The 18949-nt window shown below is 45.0% G+C and carries 19 protein-coding genes and 1 pseudogene; 17 read left to right on the forward strand and 3 right to left on the reverse strand.

The window, feature by feature from the left end; genetic code table 11:
- Positions 1–40: 40 nt before the first annotated feature.
- Positions 41–898: a 16S rRNA (cytidine(1402)-2'-O)-methyltransferase gene (rsmI, locus tag DSOL_RS01290; protein WP_075363075.1), complete on the forward strand. Its 858-nt coding sequence runs from the start codon at positions 41–43 to the stop codon at positions 896–898.
- A 208-nt stretch (positions 899–1106) separates the two neighbouring features.
- On the opposite strand, the gene DSOL_RS01295 is transcribed toward rsmI, so the two are convergent.
- Complete coding sequence (locus DSOL_RS01295) at positions 1107–1385, reverse strand: AbrB/MazE/SpoVT family DNA-binding domain-containing protein (RefSeq protein WP_075363105.1); 279 nt, start codon at positions 1383–1385, stop codon at positions 1107–1109.
- Positions 1386–1594: 209 nt separating this feature from the next.
- Between DSOL_RS01295 and metG the strand changes: the two genes are divergently transcribed.
- The 10 genes from metG to DSOL_RS01340 all read left to right on the forward strand — a co-directional run bounded on the left by metG (position 1595) and on the right by DSOL_RS01340 (position 10877).
- Positions 1595–3550 carry a methionine--tRNA ligase gene (gene metG, locus DSOL_RS01300; RefSeq protein ID WP_075363076.1) on the forward strand — a complete coding sequence of 652 codons (1956 nt, stop codon included), beginning with the start codon at positions 1595–1597 and terminating at the stop codon, positions 3548–3550.
- The gene (locus DSOL_RS01305; protein ID WP_075363077.1) at positions 3547–4326 is read left to right on the forward strand and encodes a TatD family hydrolase; all 780 of its coding nucleotides are present in this window, start codon (positions 3547–3549) and stop codon (positions 4324–4326) included. The genes metG and DSOL_RS01305 overlap by 4 nt, the downstream gene beginning before the upstream one ends.
- A gap of 51 nt (positions 4327–4377) precedes the next feature.
- Positions 4378–4710: a hypothetical protein gene (locus DSOL_RS27060; protein WP_139314351.1), complete on the forward strand. Its 333-nt coding sequence runs from the start codon at positions 4378–4380 to the stop codon at positions 4708–4710.
- Between the two features lie 7 nt (positions 4711–4717).
- Complete coding sequence (locus DSOL_RS01310) at positions 4718–5302, forward strand: 3D domain-containing protein (protein WP_235838659.1); 585 nt, start codon at positions 4718–4720, stop codon at positions 5300–5302.
- A 77-nt stretch (positions 5303–5379) separates the two neighbouring features.
- Complete coding sequence (locus DSOL_RS01315) at positions 5380–6552, forward strand: resuscitation-promoting factor (protein WP_075363078.1); 1173 nt, start codon at positions 5380–5382, stop codon at positions 6550–6552.
- Between the two features lie 137 nt (positions 6553–6689).
- Positions 6690–7400 (forward strand): N-acetylmuramoyl-L-alanine amidase family protein, encoded by a 711-nt coding sequence (locus tag DSOL_RS01320; RefSeq protein ID WP_075363079.1) that lies wholly within the window; start codon positions 6690–6692, stop codon positions 7398–7400.
- A 106-nt stretch (positions 7401–7506) separates the two neighbouring features.
- Positions 7507–8676, forward strand: coding sequence for a glycosyl hydrolase family 18 protein (locus tag DSOL_RS01325; RefSeq protein ID WP_075363080.1), 1170 nt, complete (start codon positions 7507–7509; stop codon positions 8674–8676).
- 130 nt (positions 8677–8806) lie between these two features.
- Complete coding sequence (rnmV, locus tag DSOL_RS01330; protein ID WP_075363081.1) at positions 8807–9358, forward strand: ribonuclease M5; 552 nt, start codon at positions 8807–8809, stop codon at positions 9356–9358.
- Entirely contained in the window at positions 9342–10172 is an 831-nt protein-coding gene (gene rsmA / locus DSOL_RS01335; RefSeq protein ID WP_075363082.1) for a 16S rRNA (adenine(1518)-N(6)/adenine(1519)-N(6))-dimethyltransferase RsmA, read from the forward strand. The genes rnmV and rsmA overlap by 17 nt, the downstream gene beginning before the upstream one ends.
- Before the next feature lie 135 nt (positions 10173–10307).
- Positions 10308–10877 carry a hypothetical protein gene (locus tag DSOL_RS01340; RefSeq protein WP_075363083.1) on the forward strand — a complete coding sequence of 190 codons (570 nt, stop codon included), beginning with the start codon at positions 10308–10310 and terminating at the stop codon, positions 10875–10877.
- Positions 10878–10880: 3 nt separating this feature from the next.
- Here DSOL_RS01340 and DSOL_RS01345 read toward each other — a convergent pair whose 3' ends face one another.
- Positions 10881–11726 carry a glycosyltransferase family 2 protein gene (locus tag DSOL_RS01345; protein WP_075363084.1) on the reverse strand — a complete coding sequence of 282 codons (846 nt, stop codon included), beginning with the start codon at positions 11724–11726 and terminating at the stop codon, positions 10881–10883.
- Positions 11727–11829: 103 nt separating this feature from the next.
- Here DSOL_RS01345 and yabG point away from each other — a divergent pair, with 103 nt between their 5' ends.
- Complete coding sequence (gene yabG / locus DSOL_RS01350; protein WP_075363085.1) at positions 11830–12666, forward strand: sporulation peptidase YabG; 837 nt, start codon at positions 11830–11832, stop codon at positions 12664–12666.
- Between the two features lie 89 nt (positions 12667–12755).
- Here yabG and DSOL_RS01355 read toward each other — a convergent pair whose 3' ends face one another.
- Positions 12756–13094, reverse strand: coding sequence for a L,D-transpeptidase (locus tag DSOL_RS01355; RefSeq protein ID WP_075363086.1), 339 nt, complete (start codon positions 13092–13094; stop codon positions 12756–12758).
- A 123-nt stretch (positions 13095–13217) separates the two neighbouring features.
- Between DSOL_RS01355 and DSOL_RS01360 the strand changes: the two genes are divergently transcribed.
- The 5 genes and pseudogenes from DSOL_RS01360 to DSOL_RS01380 all read left to right on the forward strand — a co-directional run.
- Positions 13218–14018 (forward strand): cyanophycinase, encoded by an 801-nt coding sequence (locus DSOL_RS01360; RefSeq protein ID WP_075363087.1) that lies wholly within the window; start codon positions 13218–13220, stop codon positions 14016–14018.
- 99 nt (positions 14019–14117) lie between these two features.
- Complete coding sequence (cphA, locus tag DSOL_RS01365; RefSeq protein ID WP_075363088.1) at positions 14118–16763, forward strand: cyanophycin synthetase; 2646 nt, start codon at positions 14118–14120, stop codon at positions 16761–16763.
- Positions 16764–16987: 224 nt separating this feature from the next.
- Positions 16988–17848 (forward strand): 4-(cytidine 5'-diphospho)-2-C-methyl-D-erythritol kinase, encoded by an 861-nt coding sequence (ispE, locus tag DSOL_RS01370; RefSeq protein WP_075363089.1) that lies wholly within the window; start codon positions 16988–16990, stop codon positions 17846–17848.
- A 21-nt stretch (positions 17849–17869) separates the two neighbouring features.
- Positions 17870–18562 (forward strand): GntR family transcriptional regulator, encoded by a 693-nt coding sequence (locus tag DSOL_RS01375; protein WP_075363090.1) that lies wholly within the window; start codon positions 17870–17872, stop codon positions 18560–18562.
- 2 nt (positions 18563–18564) lie between these two features.
- A pseudogene (locus tag DSOL_RS01380) lies at positions 18565–18949 on the forward strand (pur operon repressor); the annotation flags it as partial.

The raw sequence follows: 18949 nt of genomic DNA on the forward strand, positions 1-18949 counted from the left end.
ACAAATTTGGGGGATTTGTGGATAACGAGGAGCCGAAAGCATGTTGACTAAAGGTACGTTATATGTATGTGCGACGCCGATTGGAAATTTAGGAGATATCACGTTACGGGTTTTGGATACTCTGCGGGAAGCAGATTTGATTGCGGCAGAGGATACTCGCCATTCTCGCAAGCTTCTGCAACATTTTCAGATCAAGACTCCCCTGACCAGTTATCACGAACATAATGAGAAGAAGAAGTCGTTGGAACTGGCGGAGAAACTTAGAGACGGCCAGACGATTGCGCTTATTTCGGATGCGGGTTTACCGGGTATTTCCGATCCAGGATGTGAAGTCATTCGTCTTTGTCGGGAAGAGGGTATTCCAGTCGATGTTTTGCCTGGACCTAATGCAGCACTCACGGCCTTGGTTTTATCGGGAATGCCGACGGAGCATTTTGCTTTTCACGGATTTTTGCCTTCGGGAACAGGGGAGAGAAAACGAAGCCTTGAACAGATGGTGAATCTACAGCAGACGCAAATCTTCTATGAAGCCCCTCATCGTCTGGTGGCGACCCTAAAAGGAATGTCAGAGTTCTTTGGGGAACGCGAGGCTGCTGTGGTGCGTGAGTTGACAAAATTGCATCAGCAGGTGCATAAGGGCACGGTCTTTGAGTTATTAGAAACCTTCGAAGAAACCGCACCCCGTGGGGAGTGTTGTATCGTTATCGCACCTTACGTCCCTGTTAAACCGGTTGGGGGCCCAGAAGAATGGTGTCAAGAGGTTAAAGAAGGAATAAATCGAGGGTTAAATAAGAAAGATGCCATGAAAGAAGTGGCGAAGCGCTATGGGGTAAGAAAGACTGAGGTTTACCAGGCGTTATTGGATGCGCCGGCCAAGGATGGCCAAGTGTCCCTGTAGCCATGACTCAAACAAGGATGTTTGAGATTAGACACCGCCATGGATGGCAAGGTGTCGTGAGGGCGGGAAGGGACCCACCCAAACGTTACACGTTCAGATTGGTGGAAAAAAAGAAGGCCTCAAAGGCCTTCCGAGATAAATTCACCGTTTAGAATAAATTTATCAATTAATAAGTTGGATTTTCGTCTATGTAATGAGCATTTTGAAATTATACGGCTTTTGAATCGGATTCTACATTGCCAGCAACGATTTCTCCCATGGCTGTTGCACACTCACGGCAGACGTTTTTACCATGAAAAAGTTGATTATAGCTGGCATTACCACAAAAGACACAAGCAGGCTCATACTTCTTAAGAATGATCTTTTCTTGATCCACATAGATTTCCAGAGCGTCTTTTTCGTCAATACCCAAAGTGCGGCGAAGCTCAATCGGTAGAACAATACGTCCAAGTTCATCTACTTTTCTCACGATTCCAGTTGATTTCATCATCGGATTTACCCTCCCCTTACAACAACATTCGACAGGAAACTACAACCTTATGATACCAACTGTTCCATTTAAAGTCAACCATTTTTTGATACCCAATCCATATATTTAAGCATTTTGTACATACTAATTCTTAATTGTGGATATACTTGACAAATCTGAGTTTCTATACTATTAATTCCAAAGATATTGAGATGGGAGACGTGAAGGTGAAATATTATATAACAACTCCAATTTTTTATCCGAATTCAAGTCCTCATATTGGAACAGCTTATACGACGGTTGCGGCGGACACGCTGGCCCGGTATCATAGATTGTTAGGGGATAACGTTCATTTCCTCACGGGCACGGATGAAAACGCCCAGAAGATTGTCCGTACAGCCGAGGCACACCACACGGACCCGAAAATTTATGTTGATGGCGTGGTAGATCGATTTAAGGAACTTTGGAAAGCCTTAGATATTTCGTTTGATGACTTTATTCGAACGACAGAGGAACGTCATCAAAAAGTAGTTCAACAAATTTTCACTAAACTATATGAACAAGGAGACATCTATAAGTCGGAGTATTCCGGCTGGTATTGTACTCCTTGTGAAACATTCTGGCTGGAAAATAAGTTGATCGAGGGTAAATGTCCGAACTCGGATTGTGGTCGAGATGTGGAGCTACTCAAGGAAGAAAGTTATTTCTTCCGTCTTTCAAAATATCAAGATGCCCTGCTTAAATTTATTGATGAGCATCCGGAATTTATCCAACCTGTGTCCCGTCGCAACGAAATGATTCGTTTTATTGAAGGTGGTCTAGAGGATCTTTGCGTTTCGCGTACCACGTTTCAGTGGGGAATCAAAGTCCCGTTTGACCCCAAACATGTCGTGTATGTATGGCTGGATGCCTTGATTAACTATATTTCAGCGCTCGGGTACCCTGATGGGGAAAACTATCAGCAGTATTGGCCAGCGGATGTGCATATCATGGGAAAGGATATTGTACGTTTCCATGCTGTCATTTGGCCAATTATTCTTATGGCTTTAAATCTTCCGCTCCCTAGAGCGGTCTACGGGCATGGCTGGTACTTAACTAAAGATGGCGGAAAAATTTCTAAGTCCCGCGGAAATGTGCAGGATTCCTTCGAATTGATTCAAAGATATGGCTCAGATGCCATCCGTTATTTCTTGTTGCGCGAGATGCAAGTGGGCACTGATGGAACGTACTCTGAGGATAATGTGGTTGAACGAATCAACAGTGATCTGGCTAATGATTTTGGGAATTTCATCTCTCGCAGTTTGGCTATGGTTGTCAAGTACCGAGATGGGGTTGTTCCTGGTTCTAGGCAAAACGGGCCTCTGGAGCAGGAACTGAACGTCTTGAGTCAAGAGGTTAAAAAGGCAGTCGAAGAGAGTCTCAATGGGTGTGACCCAGCGAGTGCGCTGGAACAAATTTGGCATTTTGTGGCACGCTGCAATAAATATGTCGATGAAACAGCGCCTTGGGCACTTGCAAAGCAAGAAGATCAGCGAGACCGTTTGGACACTGTCCTTTATACCTTTGTGGAATGTATCCGGATCATGGCGATTCTGACGGCCCCATTCATGCCAGGATTACCACCTAGAATTTGTCCGCTTCTCGGCAAGGACGAGAGACTCATCCGCTGGGAAGAAGCGGATCAATGGGGCATCATAGAAGCCGGAACTCGTGTGCAAAAGGGAGAACCGCTTTTCCCGAGAATTGATGTATCGCAATATACGACAGCAGGGGAGACGAAAACAGTGAATCAAGACCAAAACCAAGCTCTGGAGCAAATCGAAGAACATGTTCCAGCGCTCGAATTTGAGCCTATCAAAGAAGAAATCAGTATTGAAGAGTTTGCCAAACTGGACTTACGTGTTGCAAAGATCCTAAGTTCCGAGAAAGTAGAAAAGACGGATAAACTGATGAAGTTGGAAGTCGAAGTGTCAGGTGAAGTACGCACGGTGGTTTCGGGTATTGCCAAGCACTATGCCCCAGAAGACCTTGTAAACCAACATGTTGTCTTGGTCGCCAATTTGAAGCCCACCAAGCTGCGAGGAATCATGTCTCAAGGCATGATCTTGGCAGCCTCACAGGGAGAAGTGTTGGAAGTTCTTACGGTCAACAAAGATCTTCCCGGAGGGGCGCGGGTCAAATGATTTGGGATACACATGCACATTTAGATGATCCTGACTATTCTGAGGACTTTCAAGAAGTCGTGTTGCGAATGAAGTCCTATGGGATTTCGCGCGTGACAAATGTCGGATATGATCTTGCTTCTTCGGAACGATCTGTGAAACTCTCTCAAGACTATGATTTTATATATGCGGCGATCGGCATACACCCTCACAACGCCGAAGGAATTACAGCGGAAACTTGGGAAAGGCTTAAAGGGTTGGCGAAACAACCGAAGGTATTGGCCTGGGGCGAGATCGGACTAGATTATTATCGTGATCTTTCTCCGCGCTCGATTCAAAAAGAAGTATTTATTCAACAGATTAAATTAGCCAATGAGGTGGGCTTGCCTATCGTGATTCATAATCGGGATGCCCATCAGGATGTTTTGGAGATTGTTAAGGGCCACCCCCCAAAATATGGGGGGGTATTCCACTGTTATTCTGGGTCTCGGGAAATGGCAAATATTCTTTTGAAGCTAGGATTCTATCTATCTTTTGCTGGACCAGTGACGTTTAAAAATGCTCGGCATACAGTTGAGGTGGCCGAACATGTCCCAATTGATCGTATCTTGGTAGAGACTGATTCTCCGTATTTGACCCCCGAACCGCGCAGAGGAAAGCGCAATGAGCCAACATATGTAAGAGAAGTTGTTAAGAAAATCGCTGAGATCAGAAACTTACCGTTTGAAGACGTTGCTTTGCAAACTATGCGCAATGCTGAAACAATTTTTAAGCTTGTTAAAAAGGACCTTCGTTAGAGAAGGTTCTTTTTTTAGTTTGCTTCATAGGTTGTGTTAAGGGGGGATAAAATGTATTTGCTACCGGTTACCACCTATTCCGATTATTGGCGTGCAACCAGAATTTGGAGCTCGTACATTGGCGGGCTGGCAGTGTTCGCTGTCGGTACGCAGTATTCAACGCTGACCACTTCGGATAAAACGCAAACTACGCCACTGCCAGTTCAGGTAGCTAAACAATTCTTAAGCTCAAAGGAATCCGGTTTAGAAGTAGGCTTTTCGGAATCCCGGCTGAGGGCACTTAATCAGAGTAGCCGAGGAGTACTTGGTCAAGGCACACAGCAGAGGATTAGCCAGCCAAGGAGTAGTAACAAGCCAAGAGGCAATAGTAGCCCAGGAAGCTAGTACTAGGTTGACGAGCAAAACTAAAATTGAAGACAAAGAAATCCCATTTGAAACTCAATATGTAGAATCGGATGAACTTCTTCCTGGTAAGAGTAAGATACAGGAGGTAGGAGAAAAGGGAATATATCGCCGGGTAGTGAAGACGTTCGAGGTCGGTGGAAACCCTGTGGATCAGCGAGTGCAATCTACTTTCGAGCTTAAAAGCCCGAAAAAGGAAGTAATTCTTCAGAATTCCAAACCAGTTCCTAAGAAAAAAGTGGTTATTCAGAGATCTACATCAGTTGCCGATGCAGCACTTGAATTAGATAAATCAAATATTCAAAAAACACTGACCGTTGAGTCGACGGCTTATACGCATACTGGCAACAAAACGGCTACGGGTGTTGAACCACGAGAAGGGTTGATTGCGGTCGATCCGAAGGTCATTGCTATGGGAAGCAAGGTTTACGTAGAAGGGTACGGATATGCTATAGCCGCAGATACAGGGGGAGATATTCGTGGAAATCGAATTGACGTGTTCTTCTCGAGCTTGCGTCAATGTATCGACTGGGGGAGAAGACCTGTTCATATTTATGTATTAAATACCATATAATGTAAAATAATTTTGACAACAGACTACTTATCTATTAAAATGAAGTTGCTAGGCTATTTAGTTTTTGGAGGGATTCAATGTTTGTATTAATTCGAACCCGGGTTTTATCCTTGGTTCGGACGTCTCGTATTGCTCAAATGGTCGTTGCCGTCTTTGTTATTCTGCTCATTGCAATTGGGACACTCGCTTATAATTCTAAAACAATCGAAGCCCACATTGATGGAAAAACTGTTCAAATTACGACAATTTTTGGGACGGTCGGTCAGGCACTTGCCCATTCAAATTTGGAGACTTATCCTGAAGATATCGTAACCCCTTCTCGTGACACAAAGATCACCAAGGGATTGACAATAGAAATTACGAAGAGTGTGCCAGTTCATCTCTCAGTCGATGAACAAAATTTTGTGACACGGACTTCAGCAAAAACTGTTGGAGAGGTTCTTGCCGATTTGTCGAAGCGTTACGGGCTTCAGATTAAAGATGTTGATGAAGTCAATGTCCCACGTACGGCTTTAATCGCGGACCAAATGGAGATTAAAGTGCGGAGGACTATCCCCATTCTCGTGAGTGCGGATGGCAAGAATGAAAATACCTATATTGCGCCTCGAACCGTGGCAGATGCGCTCAAGAAACTTGGCATTGTCCTGGGAGTCAAGGATAAAGTCTCGCTGCCTCTTGATCACATGCTGACGGCTAATGAGCAGGTGCATGTAGTTCGGGTTGCGGAACGAATAGAAACTGTTAAAAGCGAGGTCCCTTTTCAGATTGTTACCCAGCCAGGGGATTATCCAGTCGGGTTACCGGACAAGATTGTCAGTCGCGGTTCAAACGGCCTTCAAGAGCAGACGGTAAGGATGACGCTAGAAGATGGTAAAGAGGTTGATCGTGAGATACTTGGCCAGCGCGTGGTTGTAACTCCTACCAATCAAGTGATTTCTCGTGGTGCGCAAACTTCAATTTCGCGGGGCGGTAATGTTATTAATTTCAAGCGTGCCTATGTGATGACAGCAACAGCCTATTGTGAACCTGGAGGCAGAACAGCTACGGGGGCAGATGTCCGTTGGGGGATTATTGCGGTTGACCCTAGCGTGATTTCCCTGGGTAAGAACGTCTATGTGGATGGTTATGGAGAGGCTCGTGCCTTAGATACTGGTGGAGCAATTATCGGTAACCGCATCGACCTTTACATGAATTCTCAAGAGGCAGCGGCAGCATGGGGTGTTCGCAAAGTAATGGTGTATGTTAAATAGTTAAGAACAGGGGGACAGGTACGTCGTTTGCTTGCAAACGACGTACCTGTCCCCCTGTTTCGCTCGCTCCCTGTTCCGCTTCTAACTTGATTTATCAGCACATACTCTTTAATAGTATTGAAACGGGGGAGTGCTGAATGCGATGTCCTATGGTGATCTTGGGTAAAAAATCTGCAGTTTTACTTGTACTTGGCGTGATGGGGATGCTGATGTTTTCGGTATTTTGGCAGGGCTCGAGTGCTGTGGTTAGCCATTTCGGGGGCCACCACGTGGTGATGCTCGACCCGGGGCATGGAGGATATGATCCCGGAACGATCACTTCTCAGGGTGTTTATGAAAAAGAAATTAATCTTCAGATTGCACAAAAGGTTAAGGAAATGCTTGGGCCAAGTGGAATTGAAGTTTTTCTTACTCGGGAAGAAGATATAGACTATGTTCCGGATGGTGTCAGAGGAAAAACGACAAAGAAGCAAATTGACTTAAATCGACGCATTGAACTGGCGAAGGAGGCCAAAGCAGATGTTTTTGTCAGCCTGCATGTCAATGCAACAGCGTCGGGGCAGCAGTCAGGTGCGGAAACGTTTTATCATTATCGGTCAGAACCTGGAAAAAGTTTAGCTGAATTGATTCAGCAAGAATTGATTAAAATACCAGGAATGAATCGTAGAATTGCCAAGCCTGGAGATTTCTATGTTATCAAAAACACGAGTATGCCTGCGGTCATAGTAGAAGTGGGTTATTTGTCCAGCCCAAAGGAGCGGAAAAAACTTCAACAATCATGGTACCAAGAACAACTATCCCGTGCTATTGCTAAAGGGATTGCCAATAATTTTGAAATCCATAATTAACCTTAGATGGATAAAAATAACGTTTATTATTCAGATACATAACGCCCTTTGAAGCGGGGAAAATAAAGTCAGTTACCGAATCTAGATTAAGGAGTTGAAGCGCAGCATGAAACGGTTTCTGACTTTTATGATGAGCAGTGCCCTTGTTTTGGGCCTTGCCTTGACAGGTTGTACCAATGTATCCCCTCCTGCTTCTCCTAACACCCCAGAGAAGACCACACAAAGTACAAAACCGCCGGAAGCAGAGGCTGGTGCAACACGAGATTCCGTAATAGGGCCTGAGAAGCGTGTGGTTATGGGATTTTACACTGATCCGGAAGGACCAACCCCTGGCTCAAAGGACTCAATGGTCAAAAATGCAAAATTATTGGATGAAGTTGCATTTTTCTGGTACTCCTTTGATGCAACCGGTAAAGTCATTCCGAACGGTAAAGTTGATTTAAGTATTAAGCAGAAGGCTCAAAAAAGTGGGTCCAAAGCCTATGCCCTGGTGCATAACATGAATTTAACTGGGGGTGTTGGCTTTGATGCTAACCTTGCTCACCGAGTTTTATCCAATCCTGCAGTTAGGGCAAACTTAGTGACAAACCTGGTCAATTTGACGACAAAAGATGGTTGGGACGGAATTTCTGTGGACATCGAAAAGACCCCTCCTGGAGATCGCAACAACTTTTCTGCATTTGTGGCTGAGTTGGGAAAAGCGTTAAAAGCCAAAGACAAAGTTTTGAACATTTCTATTCCGGCTAAATTTGTGGATTATCCTTCTGATTTGTGGTCAGGTGCTTATGATTATGCGGCGATTGGAAAGGCTGCCGACCAAATCATTCTAATGACATATGATGAGCATGGACTAGGAACGACCCAAGGGCCCATTGCCTCACAAGGCTGGGTAGATCGCGTAATTACCTATGCAGTTGGGAAAATACCTAAAGAGAAAATTGTGATGGGTCTCCCCGTTTATTCCTTTGACTGGGGATCGAACAAGCCCTTAATGCCAGATTATCTATCCCATAGTCAAACAGTTGATCGTGCTAAAAAGCATGGGGTACAAATTCTAACTGATCCAAGTGCCAAGGTTCCACAATTTACCTATACTGCCAATGGGGTTCGACATGAAGTCTTCTTTGAGAATGCCGCCAGTTTGAAGATAAAAATGGAGTATGCGCTCAAACACAAATTACATGGGGTTGCAATTTGGCGTTTGGGAATGGAGGATCCTGCGATCTGGGATTCACTTATTAAAACGTATGGGACAAATAAAGAAACGAAAAAATAATAATAGAGTTTAAACTCTATAAAGGACGAAAGAGGCATTTTCTTTCGTCCTTTATAAGTTTCCAACTGAAAATTTGAGTCTTTGAACATTCTCAGTTAAGATAGAGAGGGGAAACGGAGGAAATCAAGGAATGATTAAGGAACTTATAGTGGTTGAAGGAAAAAATGACGCTCATGCGGTACGACAGGCCCTCGGGGAAGTGGATGTCATTTGGACGGAAGGGTTTGGGTTGACTAAGAAAAAGTTAGAATACATAGCAGAAATGGCAACTCGTCAAGGGGTGATTGTCTTGACGGATCCCGATACGGTTGGAGAGCAAATTCGCAATCGTATTAGGACTTATGTTCCTCAGGCCAAACATACTTATTTAACTAGGAAAGTGGCAACAAAGCAAGGAGATATTGGGGTCGAAAATGCAGCACCCCATGACATACGTCAGGCTTTTGCCCATATTCAACAAGAGCAGGGAACATCCAGTGAGAATTTTACAATGGAGGATTTATTCACAGCTGGTATAGTTGGATCAAAGCAAGCGAGCAACTACAGACTAGCACTAGGACGGAAGTTGGGAATCGGGGATACCAATGCCAAACAATGCTTACATCGGTTGAACCGTTTTGGAATATCGCGCGAGTTGTTTTTTCAAGCGATGGAGGAGGTTCGTGATGGAGAGCGCAGCTGAATATACGCTACGACTCGTCAAAGGAGGGGCCCGTGCCCATAAATCGATGGGCCAAGTGTTCCTGATGAGTGATGAAGTGATTAACAGGATTGTATCAGCTTGTACCTTACAGCCGGGTGTTCCACTTGTGGAAATTGGGCCTGGTCTTGGGGTATTAACCCGGGTCTTAGCCCCGAAGGTGGAAAAGATGTGGGCGGTTGAGTTAGACAAACAAAAGATTAGTATTCTTAACCGGGAATTGAAAGGGTTGCCTATTGAAATTGTCAATCAAGATGCTTTAAAGGTGAATCTCGATGAGTTATGGGGAGCACAAAAAGGGTATTTAGTTGGTAATTTACCCTACTATATTTCAAGCCCACTCATCATGCACTTTCTCGACCAAGGGGACAGTTTGAGTGGGATGACGATAATGGTTCAGAAAGAAGTGGCTGATCGGATTGCTGCACCACCAGGGAGTAAGACCTATGGTATATTGTCAATTGCAGTTCAGATTTCAGCTCAAGTTACAAAAGTAACGGATGTTTTGCCAAGTGCATTTTGGCCCGCTCCAAAGGTTACTTCTACCGTCATCAGATTAGACCTTCGCCCTTATCAGGGCTTTGACGTGGATAAAAAGGACTTTTTCCGGGTGGTCAAAGCGGCTTTTAGTCAGCGGCGAAAAACTTTAGGGAATTCCCTGGCTGGCGGCTTAGGGATGAAAAAGGAAGAAGTTATCGAACGGATGCAGAGCGCAGGAATCTCGGATGGGCGGAGAGCCGAATCATTGAGTATTGAGGAGTTTCAAGTGTTAACAAGGGTTTTTAAGCTCTCCTAGGCGGAGAGTTTTCTTTATTTGAGGGCATAAAAGACCAGAAATATTCACACTATAAATAAGCTAAGTCAGGGCAAAAATGTTAAGGATTACGGAGGGTGAAAACTAGGAGTGGGTAGAACAAAAAACGATCGCTTCATGAAATGGTCAAGTATTATTGCCACTCTGGCGACAACCGTATTAGCACTTACGGCATTAATCACCGTTTATTTGACGGTTGCAGCTTGGAAAGTACAACAAAATGCTGCGCGCCCTTATTTCGTTCTTAAAGAGTCTCCAAAAGTTGATCTGGGCAAGGAGCTCGTTCTAGAATTGAAATTCACGAATGTTGGAATACATCCAGCTGTCGATCTTTCCAGCGAGACGATTGTCTTTGATGATCGTCTCGCTGGAAAGCCAATTCACCATGATGAATCGGCGATTGTCAACGAAATTCCTAAAGATTCCTCGTCAAGCTTGGTTATGACTGTCGCTAGTGATGAGATTTATCCACAACAACCAAATATTAACGGTCAGTATGTGGTTATTGACATACAATATGCGGATCCCATCTTGAATAAATCCTATAATCAATCGATTTATTTAAAGTGGAACGGGGTTATAGAGGGGAAAATACAACCCACCGTGCACGTGCGGATGGATGAGAAGGGAAAGATTCTAACCTATTTTCAGAACCATAATATTGATCCTAAAAAAAGGAGTAGTTAATTTTTATATGAATTTAGAGGGTCCAGGGATTATAACGTGCTGTTCGTAAAACATGTCCTGCGGCTTTAAAGATTGTTCCCAATGCTCAAGGAGATCAAAACGTCGTTCCGGGTGGTAGCCCAGTAATTCGTGTTTCCCGAGCGTTCGAGACAAAGGGGTATTTTGACTTAGTGCTAATCCCATGAGGCAGTCCCCGATAATGGTTTCGGCAATTAGACGAGCATGACGGCGGTGTTTCCTTGGAGAGTGCAATGCTTCGTGGGGGATGGATGTGGTGACTTTAATACTAAGACTGCTTTTCTTTGCCCAAAACAAGGTGAGTGGGGGAATTGCAATGGCTTGGAGAGGAAGGACTTGCAAGGCATGTTCTGAAAGGGCATGGGGCCCGTGTGTAGGAGTTGCAAGGCCGAGAGTTTTCAAGAGGTCAAGTTCCCGGTTCAGCTTGGCTCGAAATCTCAGGACGAGATTGGCAAGCTTTTGACGATGTGTGATATAGGGGTAACAATTGGTTAGTGCAACATCAATCCCAGATTCAACGGCTGTAATGAGGTGAAGAAGATTTTGATAGATATCTCCAGACATATCCCCATCGACAAAAAGGGCGCCTTTGACACCTAAATGACGTGCATAGAGCGCTCCGACTGCACGAGGTATATCAATTCCTAAAGGTTCTGTGAAATATAGGATGTGAAGCCGAGGATCGGGTATTGAGCGGGCAAGTTCAAATGTCCGATCCGTGCAGCCGTTGATAACCAAAATAATGTAACTGACTGGAAGGCGCAAAATGGTGGTCAAAGCTGCCAAGATGCTTTTTTCTTCATTTTTGGCTGGAATGACTACCGCGAACATCTTAGTTCCCCCTTTTTATCTTAACTTGTTATACTATATGCCGTTTGCCTTTGTTCGACATAGTATATAGCGTAAAACTATAAAGGGAAAAGGAGGTTCATTCATGTTGCATGTCGGGGATACTGTTGCTCGGCTTTCACATCAACAAGATATTTTTTTTCACATTGATCAGATTGACCAAAATCTAAATGGCGAAGGTTCGGCGATTCTTAAAGGGCTTAATCTAAGATTACTTGCAGATGCACCGCTTTCAGATCTAATTTCGAAGAGCCCGTTTGAAGTTGCCAACTATGAGCGTGTTGATAATAAAATGATTTATCAAAAATTACACAAACTAACGAGCCAAAGGAAAACAGATCAGGACGATCATAGGGAGTTCTTTGAGATTCCGGGACGGGTGTTGCAGCTTGACGGCGACCAAGATTATTTAAACCAATGTATCAAGACCTATGGACAAATGGGAATCGAGGCCAAGGGGATCTGCAAGTCTGAGAAGGAACAACCAAAAGTAATTCGTAAAATCTTACAAGAGAATCCAACAGATATCCTGGTGTTGACAGGTCATGACGGGTTTATCAGTGGGAAAAGGGACTTTCATAGTATGGATAGTTATCGGAGTTCACGTTATTTTGTCGAATCTGTAATGGAGGCGCGCCGTTTTCAGCATAACCGAGATAACTTGGTAATCTTTGCAGGAGCTTGTCAATCTAACTATGAAGCGATTCTTTCTGCAGGGGCGAATTTCGCGTCTTCTCCGAAACGCATGCTAATCCATGCCTTTGACCCGGTATTTATCGTAGAGCGAATTGCGTTTACCCCTACAGACCAGATTGTTTCCGTGAAGGATGTTCTCACGCATACGATTACAGGAACGGATGGGGTCGGAGGGGTTGAGACACGGGGGCAAATGCGGCGGGGGTATCCGAGGAGCCCTTATTAAGCGAGGGAAGCAAAGGGACGGTTCTCACGCTTCCTTTTAGGAAGCAGGAGAACCGTCCCTCCGCTTCCCCGCTTCCCCCTTTGCTTCCGTTAACGTTGAATGATTACGGGGGTTCCGACTTCGACCCGTTGGAATAAGTGTTCGACGTCGTGGTTATGCATGCGGATACATCCTTTGGATACGGCTTGCCCAATACTTGTCGGGTTATTGGTTCCATGAATACCATAATGGGGAATAGAGAGCCCCATCCAGCGACTGCCAAAAACACCACCGGGAAAGACTGTTTTAGTGGCAATGGTGTAGTGGCCAGGGGGTGTGGGAGTGGCTCCTTTACCCACTGCAATCGGATAATGCCTAATTAGCCGGTTTCCTTCATAAAGCTCAAGTTGTCGACGGGTCGTATGAATGACGATTGAACGACTGGGCATTGAGCAGAAGCCTCCTTTCTTACGCTAAGGGGGTATATCTCATGTTATGTGAGTGATTTCTGAATGTTCGTTGCATAATTTGCCCCATTTTATGTGGAAAATAAACGGACTGGAGGGATCAGATTGTCGGAACATGTGGAAGGAAGACTACTTATTATCGGTGGAGCAGAAGATAAAAAGAACGAGTGCAAAATTCTTAAGCGTTTTGTTCAAGAGTCAGGTGGTCGGAAAAGCCGTATTACGGTTCTGACGGCTGCGACAGAATACCCACTTCAAGTAGGGACCGAGTACCATGCTTTATTTCTCGAACTGGGAGCTCAGGAGGTACAAGTTCTTGATGTTTCAGACCGTACCCAGGCGAATAGACAAGGGATCGGTAAGGAATTTGAAAAGTCAACCGGAATTTTTTTTACAGGAGGGGATCAACTACGGATCACTGGTTTGCTAGGGGGGACGTTACTGGGGCGAATGCTCCAGCAGCTCTACGAACAGGGAATCATTATTGCGGGAACGAGCGCAGGGGCCTCTGTCATGTCAGATACGATGATTGTCGGGGGAGAAGCGGGAACGGCGAAGAAGAATACTTTAACGATGGCACCGGGATTAGGATTACTTCGGTCCGTAGTGATCGATCAACACTTCGCTCAGCGCGGTCGAATCGGTCGGCTTTTGTCGGCAATCTCTCAAAATCCTTACGTGCTCGGTGTGGGAATTGACGAAGATACAGCCATTCTAGTGCAATCCGATGCGCGTTTTTCGATCGTTGGCAGCAATACGGTAACTGTGGTGGATGCGTCTCCTTCAACGACAACGAATGTGTCGGAATCGACGCCAGGCCAAGCCCTGGTTTTAAGTCCTGTTTTAATGCATGTTCTATCGGATGGCTATAGTTTTGATCTAAAACGGCGTATATCCTTACTTTAGTTGAGAACGAATAACTCAATAAAGGAATACCAGAAGGAAAAAAGGTTAAAACTAGGTGAGTATAATATCCATTGCAGCCGAAGGAGGAACAACAGCATAATGGAGATTAGAGAAATCCAAGCGATCGAAGGGGCTAATGCTTTTAGTCATAGGCCCATTATTCGAGCGATTGTGGATCTCCAAGAATGGACAGAACGCTTTAGTAATGAATTGGGAGATTTTCGTCTTCGCCTCGTCGAGAATTTACCGACCCTTGCAGATCACTATTGTTCAAGAGGTAAACTTGGTGGATTCTTAGAGCGTTTAGAAGAAGGAACCCTTATCGGGCATGTCATTGAACATGTAACCATAGATCTTTTGACACAAGCCGGACAAACAATTAAATACGGTAAAACTATGGGGATTTTAGAACATCCTGGGTGGTATGAGATCATCTTCAATTACGAAGCAAAAGAAGGAGCTATTGAGGGATTTAAACAAGGGTTTGCTCTTGTAAAAACTCTTCTGGAACAGGGTCCTTTTGATGTAAGTCAGGCCGTAAATCGTATCAAAGAGGTGATGGCTGATTACGAACTGGGGGTTTCAACGCGAGTTATCGTTGAGGCATGTCAAGAGAGGGGAATTCCAGTTCATCGCCTCAATGAGGGTAGCTTGTTGCAGCTGGGGTATGGTCGTAATCAACGACGTGTCCAAGCAACCATAACCGGTGCGACGTCTAGTATAGGGGTAGACATTGCCTGTGATAAGGAAATGACCAAGAAAATACTGAGTGAGGGTGGGGTCCCAGTCCCTTGGGGATATATTGTTAGGACAGAAGAGGAGGCTATTCAGGCCTTTCGAGATATGAAAACACCCGTTGTCATTAAGCCCTTGCACGGAAACCAGGGGAAAGGGGTAACTCTTCGACTTAAGAGTGTAGTAGAAGTCAGAGCGGCGTTCAAGGTCGCCCAAACCTATGGGGATTGGGTGATTATCGAAGAATACATTGCTGGACAGCATTATCGGTTGGTGGTGGTTGGGGATCGCTTAATAGCTGCTGCCCAAAGAATTCCTGCCCATGTATACGGGGATGGCTCATCATCGATAGAGGAGCTGGTGGCCCAAGCGAACGCTGATCCGCGGCGGGGAGATGACCATGAGAAGGAGTTAACTAAGATCAAAATTGACCCTGTGGTGGTCCTGACTCTTGCTCAAAAGCAATTGACACTATCCTCAGTTCCTGAACTGGGCGAAGTAGTGTATTTGCGGGATAGTGCGAATTTGAGTACCGGAGGGATCGCCGAGGATGTGACGGACCTTGTACATCCTGATAACGTGGATTTAGTCGTCAATACGGCGAAGGTGATTGGCTTAGATGTTGCGGGAATTGACTTAGTGATTGAGGATATCAAAGAGTCCTATCGTGAAAAAAATGGGCATATCATTGAAGTCAATGCAGCGCCGGGGATTCGTATGCACCATTTTCCGAGCGTGGGTAAGGCACGAAATGTGGGAAAGGCCATTGTCGAGCAAGTGTTTCCTGCAGGAAATGGCAGGATTCCAATTATCGCGATTACGGGCACGAATGGAAAAACGACAACGACTCGGATGATTGGTAAAATGCTTGCAGACCAACAGCTTCTAGTAGGTATGACGTCCACAGATGGGGTATATATTGATCAGAAACTGTGGGTTAAAGGGGATATGACTGGGCCAGAGAGTGCAAGGACTGTTTTGAGGCACCCTGATGTTCAGGTGGCCGTTCTAGAAACAGCAAGGGGCGGAATACTACGTGCTGGTTTAGGATATGACTATGCGGATGTAGCTGTAATAACAAATGTTTCCAACGACCATCTAGGTCAATATGGTATAGAGACCATGGAAGACATTGCTCATGTTAAGAGTTTGGTGGCAGAGGTTGTTAGACCTCATAGTTACGTGGTATTAAATGCCGATGATCCTTATGTAGTGCAAATGGCTCAGCGTACGAAAGGAAGAGTTATCTTTTTCAGCACAGAAAAGGATAACATTCATGTACGTAAACATTTAGGGGTAGGCGGTACTGCAGTCTTTGTGCGTCGAGGTATGATCTTACTTTGTCAAGGTTCGGAAAGTTTTCGGATCTGTTCTGTGAAACAGATTCCTGTGACTTGGGAAGGAAAAGCCAAGCACAACGTCCAAAATGCCTTGGCAGCAATCGCGGCAGGATGGGCTTTGGGGTTAAGTGCTGTGACAATTCGCCATTCTCTGCAACACTTCTCATCTGATGCGGAGCACAATCGAGGACGCCTGAATCTGTATGAATTAGATGGAGTACGTGTTTTTATTGACTATGGACATAATGCCGCGGGGATTGAAGAAGTTGCTAAGACTCTTAAACAGTTTAAAGGCGGATCTCTTGTAGGCTGCATAACCGTACCGGGTGATCGACCGGATGATTCGATACGTGAAGTGGGTCGCATAGCAGCACAGGGTTTTAAGCGTCTAATTATTCGAGAAGATGCAGATTTGCGTGGACGTAAACCAGGTGAAATTGCGCAAATTCTCTATGAGGAAGCAGTACGGATCGGCATGAACCCCAACAAAATACGGATCGTACTTCCTGAAACGGAGGCTTTTCGTCAGGGATTAGACAGTTGCGTTCCGGGGGACACCTTCGTCATGTTCTACGAGCACATCGAGCCGATCGAAGAAGAGATTCAGAGAAGAATGAAATTACAGAAGGTTGTTGCCTTTGACTCTACACCGAAGGTCGTCGGGGTGTAGTTTTGAGAAATTGTTAATTGAGAATAGTTATGTGAATTGAAGGGACGAGGAATATCTTCGTCCCTTTTTATACCAAACAGAAAGTATAGCTTTCACTAAGGCTTGGCGTCAGCCAAGTTTTCTTTATTCAAAGATTTTTGCTAAGAAGAAATGCTGGAACTCCAACCCGAAAATATGTATAATGAAGGTTAATACATCCGTAACGTTCGGAAAGGGTAAGGCAAATGGAACAAACTTTTCTAACAACGTTCGCATACGCCAAGATTAATCTGGCCTTGGCAATTCGCGGAATTCGGGAAGATGGGTATCATGAACTTCAAAGTGTCATGCAATCCATCGACTTGCATGATATTGTAAGGATTCGTCGTCGTGGAGAGAAGGTTGTATGTCGGTGCGGGGCATTAAGTGGTCCAGGAAATTTGGCGCATAAAGCAGCTGAGCTCTTTTTGGAACAATGTGGTCAGTCTGAAGGAATAGAAATCGAGATTCAGAAAAATATTCCCATACAGGCCGGACTAGCTGGAGGGAGCACGGATGCCGCAGCGACACTTCGTCTACTAAATCAACTTTATGGGAACCCTTTAGGCAAGGACGTACTCCTCAAGCTTGCGGAGCAATGTGGAGCAGATGTTGGATTTTGTCTTCAAGGCGGCACAATGTGGGCAACTGGGCGAGGAGAACGGCTGGAATTATTGCCTACCGCTCCAGAGATGGACGTTTTGTTAGTTAAACCGTCGGCTGGCGTGAAAACAAGAGAAGCTTACCATCGATTTGACGTGTTTGGGCAGGGTGGGAGTTTATCGAGGACGGATTGGGAAAAGGCCTTAAATCAGGATTCGGCGCAGCAAATTGTGGAGTTGCTTTATAACGACTTAGAGCCCGCTTCAATTCAAATGGTTCCGGAAATTTTGGAACTTAAACAGCTTTTACTAGAGGAAGAGTGTTATGGGTCCTTAATGTCTGGAAGCGGTTCTTGTGTCTTTGGAATTGCTCAAGGAAAACAGCACGCTCAAGAAGTCGCCAAAAGGTTGAGAAAAAAAGGCTTTCAAAATGTTTGGGTTACAAGAACAGTAAGCGGAAATTAAAGGTTGAAAGGGGAGGCATTCGTGGGAAAACGTTTGGTGCCGGTTATACTTGACGGGTATAAACCATTACGGGAGATTGTGTTTGAATCTATGCGTGATGCAATTCTCAGTGGAATTCTTGAGCCAGGAGAACGGTTGATGGAAATCCAATTGGCCGAAGAAATGGGGGTTAGTCGAACCCCGGTGCGTGAGGCAATTCGGAAATTGGAACTTGAGAATTTTGTAGTCATGATTCCTCGCAAGGGGGCATATGTTGCAGGTGTCTCCTTAAAAGATGTTGCCGACGTTTTTGAGATTCGTTCTGCATTAGAGGGTTTGGCAGCAGGGCTAGCGGCGGAACGGATAACGGAAGATGAATTGGAACAAATGGAGCAGGCGCTTTTTTATAGAGCCAGCGAGGGTGAAATGGATTTGGAACAGATTGTGAAGTCGGATACGGATTTTCATGCTTTAGTTTATAGGGCCAGCCGCAATGAACGGTTGGTACAGATTTTAGAAAATTTACGGGAACAGATTCAACGTTTTCGTTCAACCTCACTGGCTGTTCCAGGGCGCAACAAACTGGCTATTGAGGAGCATAGGATGATTGTCGAAGCCTTAAGAAATCATGATACTGAAGAAGCACAGTCTTTGGCGATGGCCCATATTGTGACAGCTGAGAATGTAATGTTTGAGACTCTTAGAAAGAATGATACGGACAAGGTGGATCAATAATCGTGGAGAAGATGAAAAGGGCGGAACGGATGGTGGCCATCACCCAAGTGTTGATGTTAAAACCGAACGTTCTAACTCCGCTAACCCTATTTGCAGAACGGTTTGGTACAGCTAAGTCCACGATTAGCGAAGATTTGATAGCAGTCAAGGAAAGCCTTTTGCTTTCAGGCCAGGGTCATCTTGAAACAATTTCCGGGGCGGCAGGAGGGGTACGCTATATTCCTGAGATTTCCAAGAACGAAGCTACTGAATTTCTGGGCAAGCTTGCTGAACGTTTGAGCGACAAGGATAGAATTCTGGCGGGCGGTTTTCTATATATGACGGATTTGTTGTTCGATCCAGCAATTCTACGGCAAGTGGGCCTTATTTTTGCAGGTGCTTTTAGAC

Origin of the sequence: Desulfosporosinus metallidurans (assembly GCF_001936615.1) — a bacterium.
Taxonomy (GTDB): Bacteria; Bacillota; Desulfitobacteriia; order Desulfitobacteriales; family Desulfitobacteriaceae; genus Desulfosporosinus; species Desulfosporosinus metallidurans.